Origin of the sequence: Winogradskyella psychrotolerans RS-3 (genome assembly GCF_000427335.1) — a bacterium.
GTDB lineage: Bacteria > Bacteroidota > Bacteroidia > Flavobacteriales > Flavobacteriaceae > Winogradskyella > Winogradskyella psychrotolerans.
On the sequence record NZ_ATMR01000097.1, the window covers coordinates 107,905 to 126,604 of the forward strand.

Sequence of the window (18,700 nt, forward strand, 5' to 3'; positions counted from 1 at the left end):
TTTTCAACTTTTATTCAACGATTTCGTAATCTATATCTAGCTTTCGTAAGGCTCTTAAAGCAGAGCCAGAATTTTTATCTGCAACTTCAATATCTACAGGATCTCCGTCTAGAAGAATCTCTGTAAGCTCATTAGATAGTGATGCATTCCCATTAGTAGAAATCTCAGTAATACAGTTTGCGATAGCTCTCTTGTCTGGTCGTTGAGCGTCGCATGATAATAGGTTTAATTTCATTGTAATGGATTAATAATTTGAATCAGAATAGCCTGACATGTGTGTTTAGGAATGGTAAAGCAACTAATTTAGTGAATAAAGACGGAATAGAACGTCTGCAAGGGATTTTCTGAATAGAAAACCTTTAATAACTAACATTCACGACGACTACAATTAATGCTCTACTTCAAAAATAGTATTTCTTTCAGTTTTCTTATATAGGTTCTTAGCAGCAATCTCATTGTCCGCTGTAGAACGATAGTTTTTATTATTTGGGTTTCGCAAATAGTCGAGTTGATGTGCAATCATTTTTTCAAAAGGCATCAGGAAATCCTTTGTGTCACAATGTTCAACGTCTCCTTCCTTAAGTAAATTTAATACCGTAAAGACGGACTCAATTGTGCTGAGACAAAGTGATTCTGGTTGCTGTTTGATGATAAATTTTGATTTAATCTCATTATCAAAACTCACTCGTTTTAGGCTTTGCAAGTTCTTACTTAGTTTTAGCATTTTACGAGCACAAGGCCATGTCCCATCGAGAATGAAGAGGTGTGGATGATGCCCCATAAACGCATTCACTTCTGAACTTTTCCTTACCGATAAGTTGAAGTTCTCTTTTCCTGGATACAACAAAAAGAACTATTGTTTTCATTTGCTAGTACGTCATTAACGCGCTTATTATCGGTAAAATCGACACCAACTATAATTTCTGAATTTTCAAGTTGAAGCTTCGTTATATGGCCCGTTCCATTTTTTTCTTTCTTGTACTCTTTTGGGTGCATCAGAATAATAAAACGCGTCTTAGTATGTAACGCATGAATGTGTTTACAAATACATGTGCTTTTAGGACTCATACAGTTGTAACAGGTTAATCTTGGATTATTTATGTTTGCTTGCAAAGGGGATATTTCTGTTTTTCTGGGTGGTTACAAGTTGTGTTAGATTGGTTGTGTGGTAAAGCACATAATTTAGTAAATAAAAACTGAATAAAACGTCTACGAGGACTGTTGTAAGTAGGCACTAACTAGCCATGAATTATACAAATTGGTGTGTGCCGTTTTTATTTCAGTCGTTTTTTAATATCCATTCTCTGATGTAAAACTCTAACGATTTCCACAATCCCATTATCCACTTTTCTGTAAAAAAGGAGATGGGATTTAATTTTCGTAACTCGATAGTTTTTTCGAGTTTGTTCTGCGGATTTTCCTGTCAGGTAATTGTCCGCAATAAATTTAATTTCTGCTATTATTAAATCGTAATATCTGTCTGCTTGTTCTTTAGACCATTTCTTAAGCGTATAAATCCAAATTTTATCTAAATCCTCAATCGCTTGCTGGCTTATGCGATATTTGTTTTTGCTCATAAGTGTTTACGATGCAATTCTTTTAGATGTTGTTTTGGGTCAAAATTTTCAACAAATCCACTATCTTCTCCAACTTCTAGGGCTTTAATCAGTTCTCTTTCTTTCTTTTCTTCTCGCTCTAACAAACGTAATGCAGAACGAATTACTTCGCTAACCGAACCATATCTACCAGAATTTACTTCTTCTCTGATAAAATCCTCAAAATGATTTCCGAGTGATATTGATGTGTTTTTTCCCATTTTGACTATAATTTTACTCAAATATACCAAATCTTGGTAACGTAGCCAAATTGCGGAGAACGGTCTCGGCTATGAGTAGTTGCGTGGTTTAGCACTTAACTTTGCAAGTACACACCAAGTTGGAAATTCCGCAGGAATTTCCAAAGTAGGCGAGAATAAGCAATTACTTATAGCCATTGTTGTGCGTAGGCTTATTCGTAAACTTCGTTAAATTTGTTTATAGTTTTTCGCATAATTTCAATAAATGTAGGAATAAATTCAATGACTACATTTTCATTCGTGTAATAATTTTTTGGTGTTTCATCATTCGAAATTGACGGATATCTTGTTGATTGTTCGTGAGGTGCAGTTATTAACGATAAATTAATCCAAGCGTAACTCACATATGCCATTTTTTCGTCTTGTCTAAATTTAAATTTATGATCAAGTACTTGGTGATTTACATAATCCTCGGTATGTTCTAATCTTTTCTTTACATCATTAATAAGAAAATCATCATTAAATTGCTTGAAATATTCTAGGAAATGTTCGTGCGTTTTTACAAAGTCCTCTTTGATGTCATTGTAAATTTTTTCATCATCGAATTTTTCTTCCTTTTCAAATTCTTTCAATTCGTTTATAAATTGATTTAAATCTTTCCTCTTTATATCTTTATATTTAGGCACATCTGCGTTATTTATAGCATCGTGCAAATACTGTAATTTCTTAATCTTTTCTTTCGTTTTGCTTTTATCCCTTTGGTGAGGTGGAATCATATCTGCAATTAGCAAAGGTGTTTGGTCAAGTTTAATTAATTCTTCTGCTTTGCTTGAATATTGTCTAGTAAAAACTTTATGTGGTAAATGACTTATTTTTCTCGCTAAATCTTCAGGTTTTATAATTTCCATTCTAATACCGTAGGATTTCACAAATTTTTCCACTGACTGCTGAAGTTGGAATAATGCAATACTATAATTTTCGTTATTGTATAAAATTTCCACTGCATTTAAATCAATTTCCGCTGTTTGAAAGAGTTTTTTAGCAAGTTTTAAATTTTCTTTCATTTTTTTATCAGCTTACGCACAACTCGTTATATCAAAACAAATATCCCTGTTATCACTATGTATTTTCGGGATAAGTAAACCTTTGATATTTATTTACTAATTTCTAAATTTAAGAAATCTTTATATAGACCTACTTTTTTTTATAATTATATGTTATTTACATAACTACATAATAAACTTGAGCAGAATTCTCATGGTCTAGATTTTAATCGTCTAACATTTTAATCTGTATCGTCTCTATTAAAACTAAAAGGGTTTCTCGATGTTTTTTTGAGATTAAAATGCTATTTCCCTCTGCTTAATTGTAAATTCTCGCAGCCTTTATTCTATCTGGCTTTTATTAGTCCTTAAGGTTATTTTTTATATCTGGATTTAATTTTGTCAAATATTGCGCGAATTCAACCTTATTCCTTGGTGAAATTATGATCTCTTCAAATTTTCCATATTTAATTTCAATTCGGTCAAACGATGCTGCTGGTGAAGACATAACGCTACTCGATTTTGATATTTCCTTAATGTCCTTAATGGCAATTGGCTTATACTTAAAAAATCCACATTTAATATTCAGTTTCTTTTCGTCAATAGTATATTCTGTTTTTAAGAACATATGAACGATAAGTGCAAAAATTAGCATTACCATCAAACTTATCCAAAGCATATCCATAGTTAACCCGTTTTCAATTAGGTTCAGAATTACAGGACTAAAAAAAACTATGAATACAACACTCAACAATCCATAAGATACTTTAGAGGTATATTTTTTAGTCATAAATCATCAGTTTTAACAACTCTTAAAATTAAGAAATCCAATCTATAAATCTATAGTAGAGTCTAAGTATTTCTATATAAAAAAAGCACCCACAAAACTGTAAGTGCTTTTTAAAATTTATGCTTTCTAAGTTTTACCTCTTTAAAACAACTTTAAAAGTTCAGCAAATTCATCAACCACTAGAGTTGGCTTATAATCGGCAATATTCTCGTTATAGTTATAACCGTAACTTACACCAATACTATCCATGTTTGCATTTTGAGCGGCTAGAATATCATTTTTAGAGTCACCAACCATGATGCTTTTTTCTATAGTTGTATTTAGCTCTTTTACTAAGTGTAACAATGGTGCTGCACTTGGTTTTTTCTCAGCTAATGAATCTTCACCTATCCAACGTTTAAAATATGTTGTAATCTCTAAGGTGTCTAAAATCGGTTCAATAAATCCAAAAGGTTTATTAGTGCATATCGCCATTTTGTAGCCTTTTTTATCTAAACTTTTTAAGGTTTCTAAAACACCAGGATACATAAACGTATCTATACAAATGGCCTCTTTATAAGCCCCCAAATAGATTTCATAAGCGTCTTTTAGCAAAGTTTCTGGCAGCGCTTTATCTTGCATCCTATATTCTAGCGCTCTACGCACTAAAGGTTTTGCGCCATTGCCTATGTAAGGCGTGACTTGTTCTATGGTTAAGCGATGTAAACTATAATGCTTCAGCATTTTATTTACAGCCAAGGTTAAATCTGGAATACTATTAATTAGCGTGCCATCAAAATCGAATATAATTAGGTCTTTGTCTTTAAAATTCACAATGTTTAATTTTTTGCAAAGATGCGGAAGTTTTCATAAAACAAACTTGTAAGTTCTGTAAAATTAGTCACGATTATGGGTGGTTTTATATCATCACTGCTTATTTATAATCTATTTTGCTTCTCTTTAAAAACACCCCTAATAAGCTTCGCTCGGTAGTTTCAAAACAAAAAATATTTTGTTTCTCACTAATCCTCAAGGGGACAATCGAACCAAATAAACTTTTAGGTAAAACTATAATTTGATTTCCTCTCGTACATTAGAATCCAATGCAATCGAACTGACGATTTTTTAGATTTAATAGGTATTTTAAACTTCAAATGGAGATGCTACACCTATTTCAACTTTTGCTTAAACATTTTGGCTGCCGACGTATAACCTCCTTCGGTGCCATCTACAAAGTGAGAATGTTTGGTCTTTCGATCTAACACATAACAAGACATCACAGAAGCATGCGTAATATGAATACCATAAATGATTTTTTTGTCTTTTTCGAGTTGATTTAAATACGCTATAAAAAGATCAATTTTAGACTGTTCTGCTGTAAAAACAGTATTAATCATGCCATCGAGCATAAATGTATGCGATAATTGCCCTATTTGTTTTAAGTAGTGTTTTCCATCATTTGAAAAGTTTAAATAGAATTTACCTATCAATGTTGACATCCATTTTTTAACTAGGTAGCTTAATTTTTGTTGATCGAGGCTAATCTTCATTTCCTCCCATATATTACGAATACTAAAATTTAATTTTAAATTATTCGATTTTATAGGTTGCCTGTTATCAAAAGTTCCAAAGAATCGATCCATCTCACTGATAACATCTTTATAAATTTGTCTTTGATCGTCTTCATGTATAGCATCTAATAATAAACAAACTACTTTTTTTTGAGTTTGAATAGGATTAATTTCTTTCCAGCGACACTCCATGCCTTCCAAATTTAAAAGGGCTTTTTCGAAATTGGTTCTACTCTCTTCAAAATTGGTTTTTACTAGGTCTTCAGCCATTTTTAAACCACTGCCTAATACAATAGGAATCGATAATTGATTGGTTAGTTGGTGTTTCGCTATTTTTAATCCATAGTCCTGCCCCTTTAAATAATTAACTGAAATATGACCGACTCTAAGTATCAAATTGGTGTGATTTTTAATATGAAGACTGTAATTATCTAAGATCTGTATAATTCGTTCTAAAAATAAGGTTGGAATAATAAATGTAGCCCCATCACCTCCAAAAAAATAGGGTACTTCTATGTTTTGCTTTTCTTTTCTGATAAAATTTAAAACCGAAATTATGGCTCCTGTAGCTGTTAGATTAACTTGATGGTGTTTTCCTTCATCAACTGCTAGTGTGGAATTTAAAATATCAACGATGACAACGTGCCACGTATCTGGTACATTAGAAAAATTAGATTCATTTTCCAATAACTCTGTTAGTGTATCCGTTGATTTTTTTAGTTGGTTATAAAATTTTATATTTTCCATTATTTCCAATACAGATGGCTCTCTTTATCTTTAAAATGCTTTTATTCTTTTGTTTAGAGTCGCTTTTAAACACACAAGATTAACCACGTTTAAAAAATACTACATCCTATTATTTTAAATATAGTCAATTTTAAAATTAATCAACGTTATAACATTATTGATAATTGTTGTTTGCTATTCATATTTGTAATTCTATTCCAGAAAAAAAGCACCTACAAAACTGTAAGTGCTTTTTTGAAATTTATAATAATTTACAACTTAATTTACATCAGGAAGATTGTTGTAATCCTTGCTGTAGTTTAACATCTGCTCTGCAAATGCATTTGGTTGTGTGACTTTAATCGCCGTAATTTCGCCAGCATCATTCATTTCTGGAACTAAAACAGGATTCACAAAACCACTATACGGTGGAGATGGAAATTGCTTGTTACGCTCTAAAACTTCAGCATGAATAGCTTGATCTACTTTTACACCGTAACCTTCAACCAACGCTTCAACAGCTGCGTAATCTCCTTCAGATTTAATACGTTGTGTTTCTTTTAATAATTGTCCGAATAAATCGTGTAACTTATCGTAATCATTAATATTGAAGTATGTTTTTCCGTCTCTTGTTACTTTTTCAATAACATTGTCTGCTTTACCTTTTTCAAAAGCCCAAGCAGAAACCCATTGTCTGTTTCTCATGTGTGCTTCTTCAACATTATCACCTAGATCTAAACGAATTAATTGCGTCATTAAACCATTTCTGATGTAACCATCAAACGCTGCTTTACCTACTTTTTTCCAATCGTCAACTAAACCAAGTTCTTGTAATTTAGAATCGTATAAATAGTATAAACCAACTAAATCTGCACGACCTTCTTCTAAAGTAGAGGCGTACGTTTTAAGTGTTTCTTTAGTTTCACCAACTCCAGGATTTAATTGTCCTGAGGCATGACCAATCACTTCGTGTAATGCGGTGTGTAATTTATCTGCTACTTGTCCGTATTCTTCCTCTAATTGTAATTCTTCTTCATCGTGAACAAATTCTTTTAAACGACCAGAACCTCCTGCATTATTGTAGGCATTAATAATGTTTCCTAAAGACACTGACTTACTTCCAACGGCAGCTCTAATCCAGTTTGCATTTGGTAAATTAACACCAATTGGAGTACTTGGAGAAGCATCTCCAGATTCACCAGCAACGTTAACCACTTTGTATGTAACACCTACAACACTGTCCTTTTTATGAGCATCCATTAACGGTGAATTATCTTCAAACCATTGTGCGTTTTCAGACAATACAGCCATTTTTGCAGACATGTCAAAATCATTGATTTGTATAATACTTTCGTAAGATCCTCTGTAACCTAATGGATCGTTATAGACTTCAATAAAACTATTAATATAATCTACATTTCCTTCAGTTGCAGCTGTCCAAGCGACATTATAATCATCCCAAGTTTGTAAATCTCCTGTTTTGTAATATTGAATTAATAAACCTAAAGCGTTGCCTTGTGCTTCGTTTTCAGCAACTCCTTGTGCTTTTTCTAACCACTTTACGATTTTATCTATAGCAGCACCATATAAGCCGCCAGATTTATAAACGCGTTCTTTTAAAACTCCATTTTCTTTTACCAATTGCGAGTTTAAACCATAAGATAATGGCTTATCTGCATTTGGAGATGTTTTAGCCTTGTAGAAATCAGCAACATCTTTATTTGTAACATCTGCACCGTAAAAGTTAACAGCAGATTCTAATACATTATCTACACCTTTAGCTTGATTCACTTTTTTAGAATCTTTATCGTTAAATAAAACTTCAAAAGCTTCTCCTTCTAACGTGGTATTGGTTGCTGCTAATAGTTCATTTAAATACTCCTTACCAAAAGCAGGCTTTAATTTAGCGTTAGAATAGTGATGGTGAATACCGTTACTAAACCAAACACGTTTTAAAAAGCTTTCAAAATTAGACCAATTTTCTGTTGTTTTATCTCCAGTGTAGTTGGTATATATATTTTCTAAAGCATGTCTAATTTTAAGATTATGTCTGTAATTCTGATCCCACATTATATCGCGACCTTCAAGACCTGCTTGCGTTAAATAATAGACTAATTTCTGCTCCTTTAAACTTAGGTTTTCCCAACCTGGTATCTGGTAGCGTAAAATTTTAATGTCAGCAAATTCTTCAACATTAAAACTAAAATCCGTTTCAGTAACTTCTGCTGTTTCGGTTGGTTCTTCTTTTACTTCATTCTTACATGCCACAATTAATAGGGCAAAAAGACAAATTTTAAATAATGATTTTAAATTCATGTGTTTATTTATTTAGTTGTACACAAATGTAATGTATATATAACATATCATAAAATGACTATCTTTGATAAACCACTAAATTTAATCCCTATTAATGAAAGCTATTAAATACGTCCTTTTATTATTATTAATACTTGTAATTGGTGCTTCCATCTATATTGCAGTGCAACCAAATTCATTTGAAGTTACAAGAACTAGAACCCTAAAAGCACCGCCATCTGTGGTGTACGACAATGTTAGTGATTTTAAAAATTGGGAATCCTGGAGTTCTTGGATTGAAGAAAAACCTGAAACCACAGTTACTTTAGGAGATACTACAAAAGGCGTTGGAGGTTCATACAATTGGGAAGATGAAGATGGAACAGGAACCATGACAACTGTAGATACTAAAATTAATACTTCTATCACTCAAGACATGCAATTTGGAGAATTCCCAAAATCTGATGTTAATTGGGAGTTTAAACCTAATGATGATGGCTCTACAGAAGTTACTTGGACTATCACTGGCAAAAATTTACCGTTTGGGTTTAAAATGGTTTCGGCATTTATGGGAGGTATGGAAAAACAAATTGGCCCTCATTTTGAAAGAGGCTTAACGCTACTGGATAGTGTGATTCAAACTGAAATGAAAGTTTACAATATTAATGTTGAAGGCATAACACAACACAGTGGCGGTTATTACCTTTATAATACGGCGTCTTGTAAATTCAGTGATTTTGAAAAAAACATGACAGCAATGTTACCAAAAGTTGGAGCCTACGCTATAACTCATAATGTTACTATGGCTGGACCACCATTTATTTTATATCACAAATGGGATGAAGAAAATGATACTGTAATGTTCTCTGCATGTGTACCAACGAATTCTAGAATTATAACCGACGAAGCCGAAATTTTAACTGGTAAACTAGAATCGTTTAGAGCGGTAAAAACGGTTTTAAAAGGTAACTACTCTAATTTGAAAGAAGCTTGGAATACGACTATGAATTATATTGCTGATAATAATTTAGAAATGATTGAAGGTGGACCAATGCTTGAAACTTATTTAACTGATCCCATGAGTGAGCAAAATCCTGCAAAATGGATTACTGAAATTTATGTAGCAGTAAAGTAGTGTGAAGTGTGAAGTGTGAAGTGTGAAGTGTGAAGTGTGAAGTGTGAAGTGTGAAGTGTGAAGCTAAAAAAATCTCGTTAATTCGTGAATAAGAATATAATTAAATAACGTAGTAATTGAATAACTTAATTTCCTAGTTTGAAACTTATGATTGAAAATAATATACTTCGAACCAACAACTTTCTACTACCAACTAAAAACTAAAATAATTGAAACAACTCTTACTCGTATTTCTTGGAGGTGGCTTTGGTAGCGTATTGCGTTTTATAATCGGAAAATGGCTGAACAACACCGAAACCGGAATTCCTTATGGGACTTTTGCAGCGAATATTATTGGTAGTTTGCTCATTGGAATTATTCTTGGTTTAGCGGCTAAAAACGAAACATTGTCTCAGAGTCAGACTTTACTTTTAGCAACCGGGTTTTGTGGTGGTTTTACCACGTTTTCTACGTTTGCTTATGAGAATCATGTGTTTTTAAAGTCGGGTGACTTTATGAGTTTTGCTATTTATACTGTGGCGAGTTTTGTAGTTGGGTTTTTGGCTGTGTTTTTGGGGATGTGGTTGGTGAAATGATTTTTCTCTCGCTGAGGCGCAAAGACGCAAAGTTGCAGAGTTTTAGAGTTGCAGAGTAAAAAAAGTTTCTCGAGAAGGCGTTGAGACGCAAAGTTGAGATTACTTGGAGATGTACAGAGCGATTTGAGACATCAACTTAATATCAAATAACTATTTTCCATCTTGAGACTGAAAACTGAGCACTGAGCACTAAGCACTAAGCACTAAAACCTACCCTTTCTTATAAAACCCCTTCTCTTTCCCCCCTTCTACTTCCTTTAAAATTGAAATAAAAATGGCATCATCAATATCATCTAGCGTTTTATAACGTAGCGATTTTACAACTTTTCGTTTTTCACTCACTAAATAAGCATCCCATTTTTTTGATAAATGTGCGGAATGCCAAAAGCCAACATCAACATAGTCTTTGGTTTTATTAATGTAGCACATTGGTCTTTTATCCATGTAGTAACACGGCATTCTCCATTTGTATAATAAATCGGTATTTGGCAAGGTATGCTCTATCAATACCTGCAAATGCATAAATATGGATTTAAATGGTTCTGGCTGATTTAGAATGTGTGCTTCTGCTGGATTCAAAATTTAACTTTAAAATATTTCAATTATACCAATAACAATAAGTCCAATTCCAATAATAGCTTTAAAAGGCATTAGCTTCGCATAGAGTTTTCTAAGACTTGTTTCTAAAGCAGGTACTTTTCCAAAGACATGCGTTAAAAGTAAAATCCCCCCCAAAATACTAACGATATTAAATAGCAGGCCATCCCAAAATTCTAATATCGCTAAAATGATAAGTGCGAGTCCAATGATCGTATCAAAAGGCGCTAAAAAACCAGCAATTTTATTAAAAAAATTATGTTCACCATCCCATTTATCTAAGGTTGCTAAACCAAGTAAGATGCCTCCTGACATATTTGCTATCGCTAAAAGTAATTCAATCATATTTTAATCACAGTTTAATCACAGTTTAATTAATTGAATATAAATTTAGTCAATTCTAAAAAATAAATTTGCGCAAACCAATTAATTTAATTTACTTTGTATTTCAAAGTACTTTAACATGAGCGAAAAAGATTATCTAAAAGACATCAGTGAGATTAAAAATCTTATGAATAAATCGTCACGATTTATTTCCTTGAGTGGATTATCTGGAATTCTCGCTGGAATCTACGCACTAATTGGCGCTGCTATTACTTATTATTTAGTAGACACGTACAGTTACGGAACTCTTATGCTTGATGGTTGGATTTTTAGAACCGTAATGTTGGTCTTAATCTCAGTTGCATTATTTAGTATTGTTAGTGGTGTTTTTCTTACGACGCGCAAAGCAAAAAAAAATGGAGAGAAAATTTGGGATAAATCATCTAGACGCTTAATCTATAATTTCTTAATTCCTTTGATTTCTGGAGGTCTATATATTTTAATTATTTTGAGTCAAGGTAAATACGGGCAAACTGGTGGATTAATGCTTATCTTTTATGGGTTAGCTTTAATTAATGCTTCAAAATATAGTATTGGAGATATTAAATATTTAGGATTTATTCAAATAACTTTGGGGCTTATTGCTACGCTATATCCTGGCTATGGGTTTTGGCTTTGGGTAATTGGTTTTGGTATTATGCATATTATTTATGGCACTTGGATGCATTTTAAATATGATGTAAAGTAAAAAAAATGATCTCGCAAAGGCCAAAAAGGCGCAAAGAAAAAAAATAACGCAGAGATGCACAGAGATTACACGGAGATTGACAGAGACGTTTAAGGAATTGACAAACTATTTAAATATCAATTATCTTAATTTCTCAAACGAACACTGAACACTGAACACTGAACACTGAAATTTGAGCATAATAACCAACATAAATAAACTTTTTGACCATAGGATAAGACTCGGCATTATGTCTGTACTTATGGTAAACGAGTATGCTGATTTTAATATGCTAAAAGAATTATTGGGTGCCACAGATGGTAATTTGGCAAGTCATACTAAAGCCTTAGAAAAAGCAGAATACATTTTAGTAGAAAAACAATTTATCGGTCGAAAACCAAATACAAGATACAGTGTCACAAAGCTCGGAAAATTAGAATTTCAAAAACATATTGAAGCCCTTGAAAAATTAATAAACAAAACTCAATAAAAATACCTAAACTGCCTTTAGTAGAACAGTTGAAAAATTAAAATCTTTTTTTTAATCATTCACTTTGAAATTCAAAGTACTTTAAAACAAAAAAACATCATGAACAACTCAGAACCTCAAAACCAACAAAATCAAACACCAGAAAATCAACCCAACAGATTTTCAAATTGGATAAAAACTTCTATTACTGCACGGATGTTAATGGTTGGTGCCTTAATACTTATATTATTAATTCCTTTAACTTACGTCAACCTATTAATTAAGGAACGTTCTTACAGACAACAAGATGTTGTTAATGAAATCAATCAAAAATGGGGAAATGATGTCATGCTATATGGACCTATTTTAAAGTTACCCTATAAAACATATTCTGAAACATCAACTCTTAACGAGAAAACTAAAACCTATTTAAAGGAAACTAAAACACTGATTAATTATGCTTATATATTTCCAAAAGAGCTCGATATAAACGCCAAGGTTAAATCGAAAACGCTGTATCTAGGAAATTTTGAATCTGCCGTATACACTTCTAACATGGCAATTAAAGGATCTTATGAATCACCATCACTTGCTTCAAAGGGTATTAAGTCTGAAGATATTATTTGGAATAATGCAACAATGCTTTTAAAAACAACGAATCTTAAGGGTATAAAAAACGAAATGAACATCATTATTGATGGTAAATCGTATAATTTTGAAACCAACTTTAGTGAAAATTCTTCCCAAAATCATTTAGATGAATTAGAAACTAGTTTCTTAAGTGAAGCACTATTAAAAAATGATTTTGATTTTAATTTAAGCGTGACTTATGATGGAAGTAATCAAATTCAAATAATTCCTGTTGGAAAAACAACAACGATGAGCATGGCCTCTAATTGGGCTGACCCAGGTTTTATTGGAAATTATTCACCAGATGATGAAACCAGAAGTATATCTAAAGATGGTTTTAAAGTAAATTGGAAAGTGCTATCTATTAACCGTGCCTTTTCCCAATTATATTTAAATAAAGTTCCCAACCTTAAACAATTTGCCTTTGGAACAAAATTCGTGGTATTAGTTGATGAATATCAAAAAAGCGAACGTTCTGCTAAATATGGATTTTTAGTCATCGGACTCACCTTTCTTATCTTTTTCTTAATTCAAACCATGAGTAAAATTCATATTCATCCATTTCAATATCTAATGATTGGTTTAGCATTGGTTATGTTCTATACCTTATTAGTGTCCATATCTGAGCATAGTAATTTCTTAAAAGCTTATCTAATTGCAGGTATTTCCGTGATATTATTAATCACTTTCTATTCAAAATCAATCCTTAAGAATTTTAAATTCTCAGCATTAATTGGGGTATCACTTACAGCACTTTATTCTTTTATCTATGTTATCATTCAACTTGAAAACTACGCGTTATTAGTTGGCAGTCTTGGATTGTTTTTAATCTTAGCTACTGTAATGTTCGTCTCTCGTAAAATTGATTGGAATAACGGATAACCACCTCATTTCAGAAACCTCGCTCCGCTTCTCTCCCAAAAGAATGAGCGAGGTTTAATTAAAATTATAAAATCAACGTTTATTATGAAATTTCAATTCAACAAAAACTATTTAGTACTCGCACATAGCCTATTTCTTATAGAATTGGCCATCGCTTTCATCATCAAAACAGGATTCATTCGCTACACATTTGGCGATTATCTCGTTGTTATTTTATTATATGCAATTATTAGAGGATGCACCAACTTGAATGTGAGGGCGTCGAGTTTGGTCGTCCTCTTAATTGCTTATGCCATTGAGTTCCTTCAACTCACACCGTTCTTAACCTACTTTAATTTACAAGATAGTTTTACGGCTCAACTTATTTTTGGTAGCACATTTCATGTTACTGACTTGCTTGCTTATACGTTAGGAATAGTAACCGTTTTAGCCGTTGAATCATCGACTTCAAAACTACAAAATAGACAAAATATAAGCTTATGGAAACTATAAAAACAATAATTCAAGAGCGCTTTAAAACCCTATCATTAATTACAGTGGCCTTACTGTTTAGTGTTATTTTACTCATGGTCCGCATGAAACTCAACAAGTCCTATTTCTTTTTATTTTTAATCTGGAATGTGTTTTTAGCCATTATACCTTATGCCATAACGATGTATTTAAATACCGCACAAAATATAAGCAAAGTAAAACTTGGATTCTGGTTTATGGTTTGGTTAGCCTTTTTGCCAAATGCACCTTATATTGTCACTGATCTTATTCATATTAGAATAGGAAACGACTCGCTTTTATGGCTCGATGTGCTGGTGGTGTTATCATTTGCATTGAGTGGTTTATTACTATTCTATATTTCTATAATGGATATGCAGAAACTCGTGACTTCTCAATTTAAAAAACTCCCGATTAAAGCTATGAGTATTTCCATTATCTTTCTATGTGGATTTGGAGTTTACTTAGGACGTTTTCTACGTTACAATTCTTGGGAAATTATAACTGGACCACAGTATTTATTTATGGATATTCTAAATATGATTATCGCACCATTTCAGCATTTTGAAGCTTGGTTATTTACTTTTGGTTTCAGTGCGTTTTTAGTCGTAGGCTTTTGGATGTTTAAGAACTTAAATCAATTAGAAAAAATTAAAATCATGAAATCAACTTTTATAACTTTAAGTCTAGCCTTATTTATAATGAGCTGTGACGAAAAACCACAAACCATCAGTCATGATGATACTATTAATACTAAAATCAAAAAAGACAGTTCAAAAATCGAAATTGCAGATTTACCCATTCTTATTGATAGTACGGACTATTTAATTCATCCGATTGGTTATATAACAGAGTATGATAATTCGAAATTCTCAAGTTACAGTAAGGGAGGTGGTCATACGTCATACGCAGTGTCACGCTATAATAAGTTTTCAATAACGGGAGAATTCAGTACTATTAAATTCCAGCACCTTAATTCGGAAAAATTCACCGCTTTATCAGATGAGATTATGGAGATTACGTCTATCCGTTTTCTTGAAAGCACTAGAGCACAAACCGGACTTCAATTTTTAGTATATACCATTAGAGATGCCGACACCAACAAAGACTCCAAGCTAGATTTCAATGATATTGAAACCTTATACATTAGTACTATTGACGGTAAGAATCTTAAAAAACTAACTCCTGAATTTGCGCAAATTGTTGATTGGAAAGTTATTCCACAACAGAACAGATTATATTTTAAAAGTATATCTGACACCAACAAAACTGGTGAGTTTGACAAAAAAGACAAAGTTAATTATCAGTATGTTACTTTAGAAGGTGGTGACCTAACTGTTATTGATTATAATCCTATGTAGCTTATTTTCCATTTACATAATCCTGCAAATAGCTGAATCGTTTCGTCAGTTTACCATTTTCAGTCATTTTAGCACGTTTTAAGATTTCGCGTTCATCATTATTAAAGAATGCCGGAATCACATGTTCTAAAAATGTTTCACCAAAACCTTCACTAGCATCTTTTGGTAATTCACAAGGTAAATTATCTACAGCCATAACGGTTATTGCGCCTTTTGCGTCATAAGCCACTTCCTTTTCTGTGTTAGGATCGTAACCATAAAAAGGATTTTCAATAGTTGAAGGTCTGATTGTACTAGCTACTGGCCCATCGATATCGCAAGATATATCAGCCACTAAATTAATTTTGAAATCGGGATGTTTGGCATCTTCCCTTGTAAATAAATAAGGTGCATTATTTCCATAAAAATGACCTGCTATAAAATAGTCCGTTTCTTTAGCATAAGGCATAAAATTACTTTCATAACCTGATGGATCTTTATAAAACTTATACTTATCTCCTACTTTACCGTCCTTTCGTTTGGCATATTCCATAACATCTGCCATAACATAGACTGGCTCCGAAAATTGCGATGTTAAATACAAGGCATCACTAATTTGCTTAATACCTAAATGATCTAAAATCTCTTTGGCACCATAGGCTACTTTTCCTGTTCCGGAGAGTAAAATCTTAATATTTGGTATGGTAATTTTATCTAATTCTGTCTTTACAGCATCTAAATCTGCAAGTGTCTCAACTTTAGGCAATTCAAATAAACCATCTCGTAACCCTAAAGCTCTAAACCCATTGTATGCACCAACCAAACCTGCATAACGCCCAAAACCAATTAAACGCGCACCTGTTTTTCTAACAATAGTTTCGTGATCAAACATTTCTATATTTTTCTCTAACATAGCGACCAACAATTTTCTGTTGTAAGGCTGTTTTTTGATGGTATGTGAGAAGTAGAAATATTTTTTATTTGAAATTAAATTTTCAATCGGCACTTCTTTGACGCCAATCATAACATCGGCATGCGACACATCGTCCAACACTTCAAAACCTAATTTTCTATAGGCTTCATCCGAAAAAATTCTAATATCCGAAGATTCTACAATAAAAGTAGCATCCGGAAATTGCGTTCTCGCTTCTGCTAAATGCTCTGGAGAAAATACCACACGTCTGTCTGGTGGATTTTTACGTTCTTTTATGATGGCGAATGTCATGTCAATGGAATTATCATTCCCAAAAAAGTGGGAAAATTATAGTTTTTACGAAAATAGTGTGATTTAAATTATTTGTCAATTTAAACCACAACTATTTGAGAATTCCATTTTTTAATTGTTGGATCTGAAACGTTTGTAATTTTAAAACATGAATAAAATCACCACATCAATTAATAATTATTTTTTGTGTTTTTTGTTCTGAACTATTTTTAAGATTAATTAAATACACACCATCATTTAACGAAGCAACATGTATCCTATTTTCTAATAAGGCAGCATCAAGAGGACTAGACAACACTTTTCTGCCTTGTATGTCATAAATCTCAACTACAGTATTATTTTGAATACGTCCTTTTATAAGGACATCTTTAGCACGCTTCTCATAGAATATATTTATAGCATCAAAATTATTGTCTGCAATAGACAACGCTTCTTCTGTAGTTCGTAAAAAGAAACGGCCAGTTCCTGAAAGATCTGTTGATGGCGTTATGGTATAATCACTGTTATTAAGTAATGTAGATGTGTTACTTAAAACATCATCTAAATATACCTTAACCGTTGTAGGCAATGTGGTTTCTGAAATGCTAAAGGTAATTTGTTCTCCTAAGTTGGCATGCACACCTAAAGGAATAGATATATTAGATAAACTGGTTGCATTTAAGGTTTGTAATGCTATTGGTTTCCCTGTATTATCTTGTACTAAATGAGAATAAATACTAAATTCAGGCACTACGGATCCCCAAAGTTCAGCATCGTAACCTTTATCTAAATCTTCACTTGCATTGGCATTAAAATAGACATCTGTATTGTACGTGTTTGTGTTTGAACTTAAATCTATTGTAAGATAAATCAGTTCTAAGTCCGCATTACGACCAGCAATAAAATCGTCTGAAGTCCCAGTGGTTTGCATTGCTGTGGAAAACTCTAAATTATATGCTGACTCATATGTGCCATCTGCACTTACAAAAAAGCCTTGACCTGGCGCTATAACAGTTGATACTGTTGTATTTGCTAAGTTGTAGATGGTCCAGCTATTTTCTTCATTAGCATTATAACCATAAATTGCAGCAGATGCATTGGTAAAAAGATCTAAGTTTGAAATACCAGTGTCTACCTCGTGGTTTAAAAACGCGTGTACATTAATATAAGAGGGATACGGATTACCCACTAAATTCCATTGAGAATAAGCGGTTGCCGTATTCATAATATTTACGCTAATGTCTGTTGGCACTGTTCCTGAAAACGTTAAGGTTTCTCCTGCATCCGTTGCAGCTCTATACCCTTTACCACTGCTTAAGATTGCTGTAGTGTTGCTATCATAATTTTCATAATCACCTGTTGTTTTATCAAAAGGCGCAAAAGCATAAATGGTTGGTGTTCCTCCATTATCTAATAAGGCAGTAGCATTTTCTGGACTTAAAAAATTACTCCAAGTTTCACCGGATAAAGGTGATGAGATTAGGTCGTTACCAAGACTATTAGAGTTCACAAAACGGTTATAGCTTATCGCTCCAGATACACTACCAGCTGCTCCAGTTAGTAAACTTGAATAACTGGTTGCAGTAGAGTTTAATGTCATATCTGTAACTGTTAAGAGGGCATCTAAGGTAAGTGATGCACCAGCTTCAACCGTAACTGTATTAGCAGAGGTATTAGAATTAATAGTGGCATCACCAGATGTAATGATCATATCATCTAAAGCTGTGGCCACACCATTTGGGTCACTTGGTGACCAAGCGTTGTTATATGTATAGATTATTGATAAATCTTCTCTTTCAAAAAAGTAGGCAGAGCCTGAATTACTACCATTATCATCATTAAACACAGCACCAACAATGGCATAATCGCCATCAATTGCAACGGAAAGGCCAAAAAAATCAGAATAAGCAGCATCGGACGCCGTGAGTTTTGCTTGTTCTGTCCAACTACCTCCTGAACGTACGAAAATATAGGCTGAACCTGAATCAGAACCAGCATCATCATTACCATAAGCTCCAACAATGGCATAATATCCATCTATTGACACACTTAAACCAAATTGATCAACAGCAGCAGCATCGGACGCCGTGAGTTTTGCTTGTTCTGTCCAACTACTCCTGAACGCATAA

At 32.8% G+C, this 18,700-nt stretch carries 19 protein-coding genes and 1 pseudogene; 7 read left to right on the forward strand and 13 right to left on the reverse strand.

Annotated elements, in window-relative coordinates:
* Window positions 1-10 precede the first annotated feature (10 nt).
* From ADIWIN_RS09845 to ADIWIN_RS09885, 9 genes and pseudogenes are all read right to left on the reverse strand, one after another.
* Complete coding sequence (locus ADIWIN_RS09845; RefSeq protein ID WP_020894997.1) at window positions 11-235, reverse strand: hypothetical protein; 225 nt, start codon at window positions 233-235, stop codon at window positions 11-13.
* 153 nt (window positions 236-388) lie between these two features.
* Window positions 389-1,068, reverse strand: a pseudogene (locus ADIWIN_RS20030) (tRNA-uridine aminocarboxypropyltransferase).
* A 206-nt stretch (window positions 1,069-1,274) separates the two neighbouring features.
* Complete coding sequence (locus ADIWIN_RS09855; RefSeq protein WP_020895000.1) at window positions 1,275-1,577, reverse strand: type II toxin-antitoxin system RelE/ParE family toxin; 303 nt, start codon at window positions 1,575-1,577, stop codon at window positions 1,275-1,277.
* A complete protein-coding gene (locus ADIWIN_RS09860; RefSeq protein WP_020895001.1) occupies window positions 1,574-1,816 on the reverse strand; it encodes a type II toxin-antitoxin system ParD family antitoxin in 243 nt (80 codons plus the stop codon). The genes ADIWIN_RS09855 and ADIWIN_RS09860 overlap by 4 nt, the downstream gene beginning before the upstream one ends.
* Window positions 1,817-2,007: 191 nt before the next feature.
* Window positions 2,008-2,859 carry a HEPN domain-containing protein gene (locus tag ADIWIN_RS09865; RefSeq protein ID WP_020895002.1) on the reverse strand — a complete coding sequence of 284 codons (852 nt, stop codon included), beginning with the start codon at window positions 2,857-2,859 and terminating at the stop codon, window positions 2,008-2,010.
* A 340-nt stretch (window positions 2,860-3,199) separates the two neighbouring features.
* Complete coding sequence (locus ADIWIN_RS09870; RefSeq protein WP_040756874.1) at window positions 3,200-3,628, reverse strand: PH domain-containing protein; 429 nt, start codon at window positions 3,626-3,628, stop codon at window positions 3,200-3,202.
* Window positions 3,629-3,769: 141 nt separating this feature from the next.
* Window positions 3,770-4,441 (reverse strand): phosphoglycolate phosphatase, encoded by a 672-nt coding sequence (locus tag ADIWIN_RS09875; RefSeq protein ID WP_020895004.1) that lies wholly within the window; start codon window positions 4,439-4,441, stop codon window positions 3,770-3,772.
* A gap of 335 nt (window positions 4,442-4,776) precedes the next feature.
* A complete protein-coding gene (locus ADIWIN_RS09880) occupies window positions 4,777-5,925 on the reverse strand; it encodes a DUF3095 family protein (RefSeq protein ID WP_020895005.1) in 1,149 nt (382 codons plus the stop codon).
* Between the two features lie 258 nt (window positions 5,926-6,183).
* Window positions 6,184-8,220, reverse strand: a complete 2,037-nt coding sequence (locus ADIWIN_RS09885) for a dipeptidyl-peptidase 3 family protein (protein ID WP_020895006.1) — start codon at window positions 8,218-8,220, stop codon at window positions 6,184-6,186.
* A gap of 94 nt (window positions 8,221-8,314) precedes the next feature.
* On the opposite strand from ADIWIN_RS09885, the gene ADIWIN_RS09890 reads away from it, so the two are divergent.
* Both ADIWIN_RS09890 and crcB read left to right on the forward strand, forming a co-directional pair.
* Window positions 8,315-9,334 (forward strand): SRPBCC family protein, encoded by a 1,020-nt coding sequence (locus ADIWIN_RS09890; RefSeq protein ID WP_020895007.1) that lies wholly within the window; start codon window positions 8,315-8,317, stop codon window positions 9,332-9,334.
* A 209-nt stretch (window positions 9,335-9,543) separates the two neighbouring features.
* Window positions 9,544-9,909 carry a fluoride efflux transporter CrcB gene (gene crcB, locus ADIWIN_RS09895; RefSeq protein ID WP_020895008.1) on the forward strand — a complete coding sequence of 122 codons (366 nt, stop codon included), beginning with the start codon at window positions 9,544-9,546 and terminating at the stop codon, window positions 9,907-9,909.
* A gap of 210 nt (window positions 9,910-10,119) precedes the next feature.
* On the opposite strand, the gene ADIWIN_RS09900 is transcribed toward crcB, so the two are convergent.
* Both ADIWIN_RS09900 and ADIWIN_RS09905 read right to left on the reverse strand, forming a co-directional pair.
* On the reverse strand, window positions 10,120-10,488 hold the full coding sequence (locus ADIWIN_RS09900) for a DUF1801 domain-containing protein (RefSeq protein ID WP_040756876.1): 369 nt from the start codon (window positions 10,486-10,488) through the stop codon (window positions 10,120-10,122).
* A gap of 9 nt (window positions 10,489-10,497) precedes the next feature.
* Complete coding sequence (locus ADIWIN_RS09905) at window positions 10,498-10,851, reverse strand: hypothetical protein (protein ID WP_040756877.1); 354 nt, start codon at window positions 10,849-10,851, stop codon at window positions 10,498-10,500.
* 118 nt (window positions 10,852-10,969) lie between these two features.
* On the opposite strand from ADIWIN_RS09905, the gene ADIWIN_RS09910 reads away from it, so the two are divergent.
* The 5 genes from ADIWIN_RS09910 to ADIWIN_RS20035 all read left to right on the forward strand — a co-directional run bounded on the left by ADIWIN_RS09910 (window position 10,970) and on the right by ADIWIN_RS20035 (window position 15,388).
* The gene (locus tag ADIWIN_RS09910) at window positions 10,970-11,578 is read left to right on the forward strand and encodes a hypothetical protein (protein ID WP_020895011.1); all 609 of its coding nucleotides are present in this window, start codon (window positions 10,970-10,972) and stop codon (window positions 11,576-11,578) included.
* A gap of 172 nt (window positions 11,579-11,750) precedes the next feature.
* Window positions 11,751-12,047: a winged helix-turn-helix domain-containing protein gene (locus ADIWIN_RS09915; RefSeq protein ID WP_040756879.1), complete on the forward strand. Its 297-nt coding sequence runs from the start codon at window positions 11,751-11,753 to the stop codon at window positions 12,045-12,047.
* 99 nt (window positions 12,048-12,146) lie between these two features.
* The gene (gene creD, locus ADIWIN_RS09920) at window positions 12,147-13,538 is read left to right on the forward strand and encodes a cell envelope integrity protein CreD (RefSeq protein ID WP_020895013.1); all 1,392 of its coding nucleotides are present in this window, start codon (window positions 12,147-12,149) and stop codon (window positions 13,536-13,538) included.
* An 84-nt stretch (window positions 13,539-13,622) separates the two neighbouring features.
* A complete protein-coding gene (locus ADIWIN_RS09925; protein WP_020895014.1) occupies window positions 13,623-14,030 on the forward strand; it encodes a ribosomal maturation YjgA family protein in 408 nt (135 codons plus the stop codon).
* Window positions 14,018-15,388: a DUF1361 domain-containing protein gene (locus ADIWIN_RS20035; protein WP_020895015.1), complete on the forward strand. Its 1,371-nt coding sequence runs from the start codon at window positions 14,018-14,020 to the stop codon at window positions 15,386-15,388. Before ADIWIN_RS09925 ends, ADIWIN_RS20035 begins: the two co-directional genes overlap by 13 nt.
* 1 nt (window position 15,389) lies before the next feature.
* Here ADIWIN_RS20035 and ADIWIN_RS09935 read toward each other — a convergent pair whose 3' ends face one another.
* Window positions 15,390-16,592, reverse strand: a complete 1,203-nt coding sequence (locus ADIWIN_RS09935) for an NAD(P)-dependent oxidoreductase (RefSeq protein WP_020895016.1) — start codon at window positions 16,590-16,592, stop codon at window positions 15,390-15,392.
* 166 nt (window positions 16,593-16,758) lie between these two features.
* A partial coding sequence (locus ADIWIN_RS09940) for a DUF8693 domain-containing protein (RefSeq protein ID WP_040756881.1) occupies window positions 16,759-18,700 on the reverse strand: 1,942 nt, incomplete at its 5' end.

Bases quoted from the DNA above. Each gene is read 5' to 3' on its own strand.
- ADIWIN_RS09845 (WP_020894997.1), bottom strand. From the start codon at position 235: ATGAAATTAAACCTATTATCATGCGACGCTCAACGACCAGACAAGAGA.
- ADIWIN_RS09855 (WP_020895000.1), bottom strand. From the start codon at position 1,577: ATGAGCAAAAACAAATATCGCATAAGCCAGCAAGCGATTGAGGATTTA.
- ADIWIN_RS09860 (WP_020895001.1), bottom strand. From the start codon at position 1,816: ATGGGAAAAAACACATCAATATCACTCGGAAATCATTTTGAGGATTTT.
- ADIWIN_RS09865 (WP_020895002.1), bottom strand. From the start codon at position 2,859: ATGAAAGAAAATTTAAAACTTGCTAAAAAACTCTTTCAAACAGCGGAA.
- ADIWIN_RS09870 (WP_040756874.1), bottom strand. From the start codon at position 3,628: ATGACTAAAAAATATACCTCTAAAGTATCTTATGGATTGTTGAGTGTT.
- ADIWIN_RS09880 (WP_020895005.1), bottom strand. From the start codon at position 5,925: ATGGAAAATATAAAATTTTATAACCAACTAAAAAAATCAACGGATACA.
- ADIWIN_RS09885 (WP_020895006.1), bottom strand. From the start codon at position 8,220: ATGAATTTAAAATCATTATTTAAAATTTGTCTTTTTGCCCTATTAATT.
- ADIWIN_RS09890 (WP_020895007.1), top strand. From the start codon at position 8,315: ATGAAAGCTATTAAATACGTCCTTTTATTATTATTAATACTTGTAATT.
- ADIWIN_RS09905 (WP_040756877.1), bottom strand. From the start codon at position 10,851: ATGATTGAATTACTTTTAGCGATAGCAAATATGTCAGGAGGCATCTTA.
- ADIWIN_RS09910 (WP_020895011.1), top strand. From the start codon at position 10,970: ATGAGCGAAAAAGATTATCTAAAAGACATCAGTGAGATTAAAAATCTT.
- creD (WP_020895013.1), top strand. From the start codon at position 12,147: ATGAACAACTCAGAACCTCAAAACCAACAAAATCAAACACCAGAAAAT.
- ADIWIN_RS09925 (WP_020895014.1), top strand. From the start codon at position 13,623: ATGAAATTTCAATTCAACAAAAACTATTTAGTACTCGCACATAGCCTA.
- ADIWIN_RS20035 (WP_020895015.1), top strand. From the start codon at position 14,018: ATGGAAACTATAAAAACAATAATTCAAGAGCGCTTTAAAACCCTATCA.
- ADIWIN_RS09935 (WP_020895016.1), bottom strand. From the start codon at position 16,592: ATGACATTCGCCATCATAAAAGAACGTAAAAATCCACCAGACAGACGT.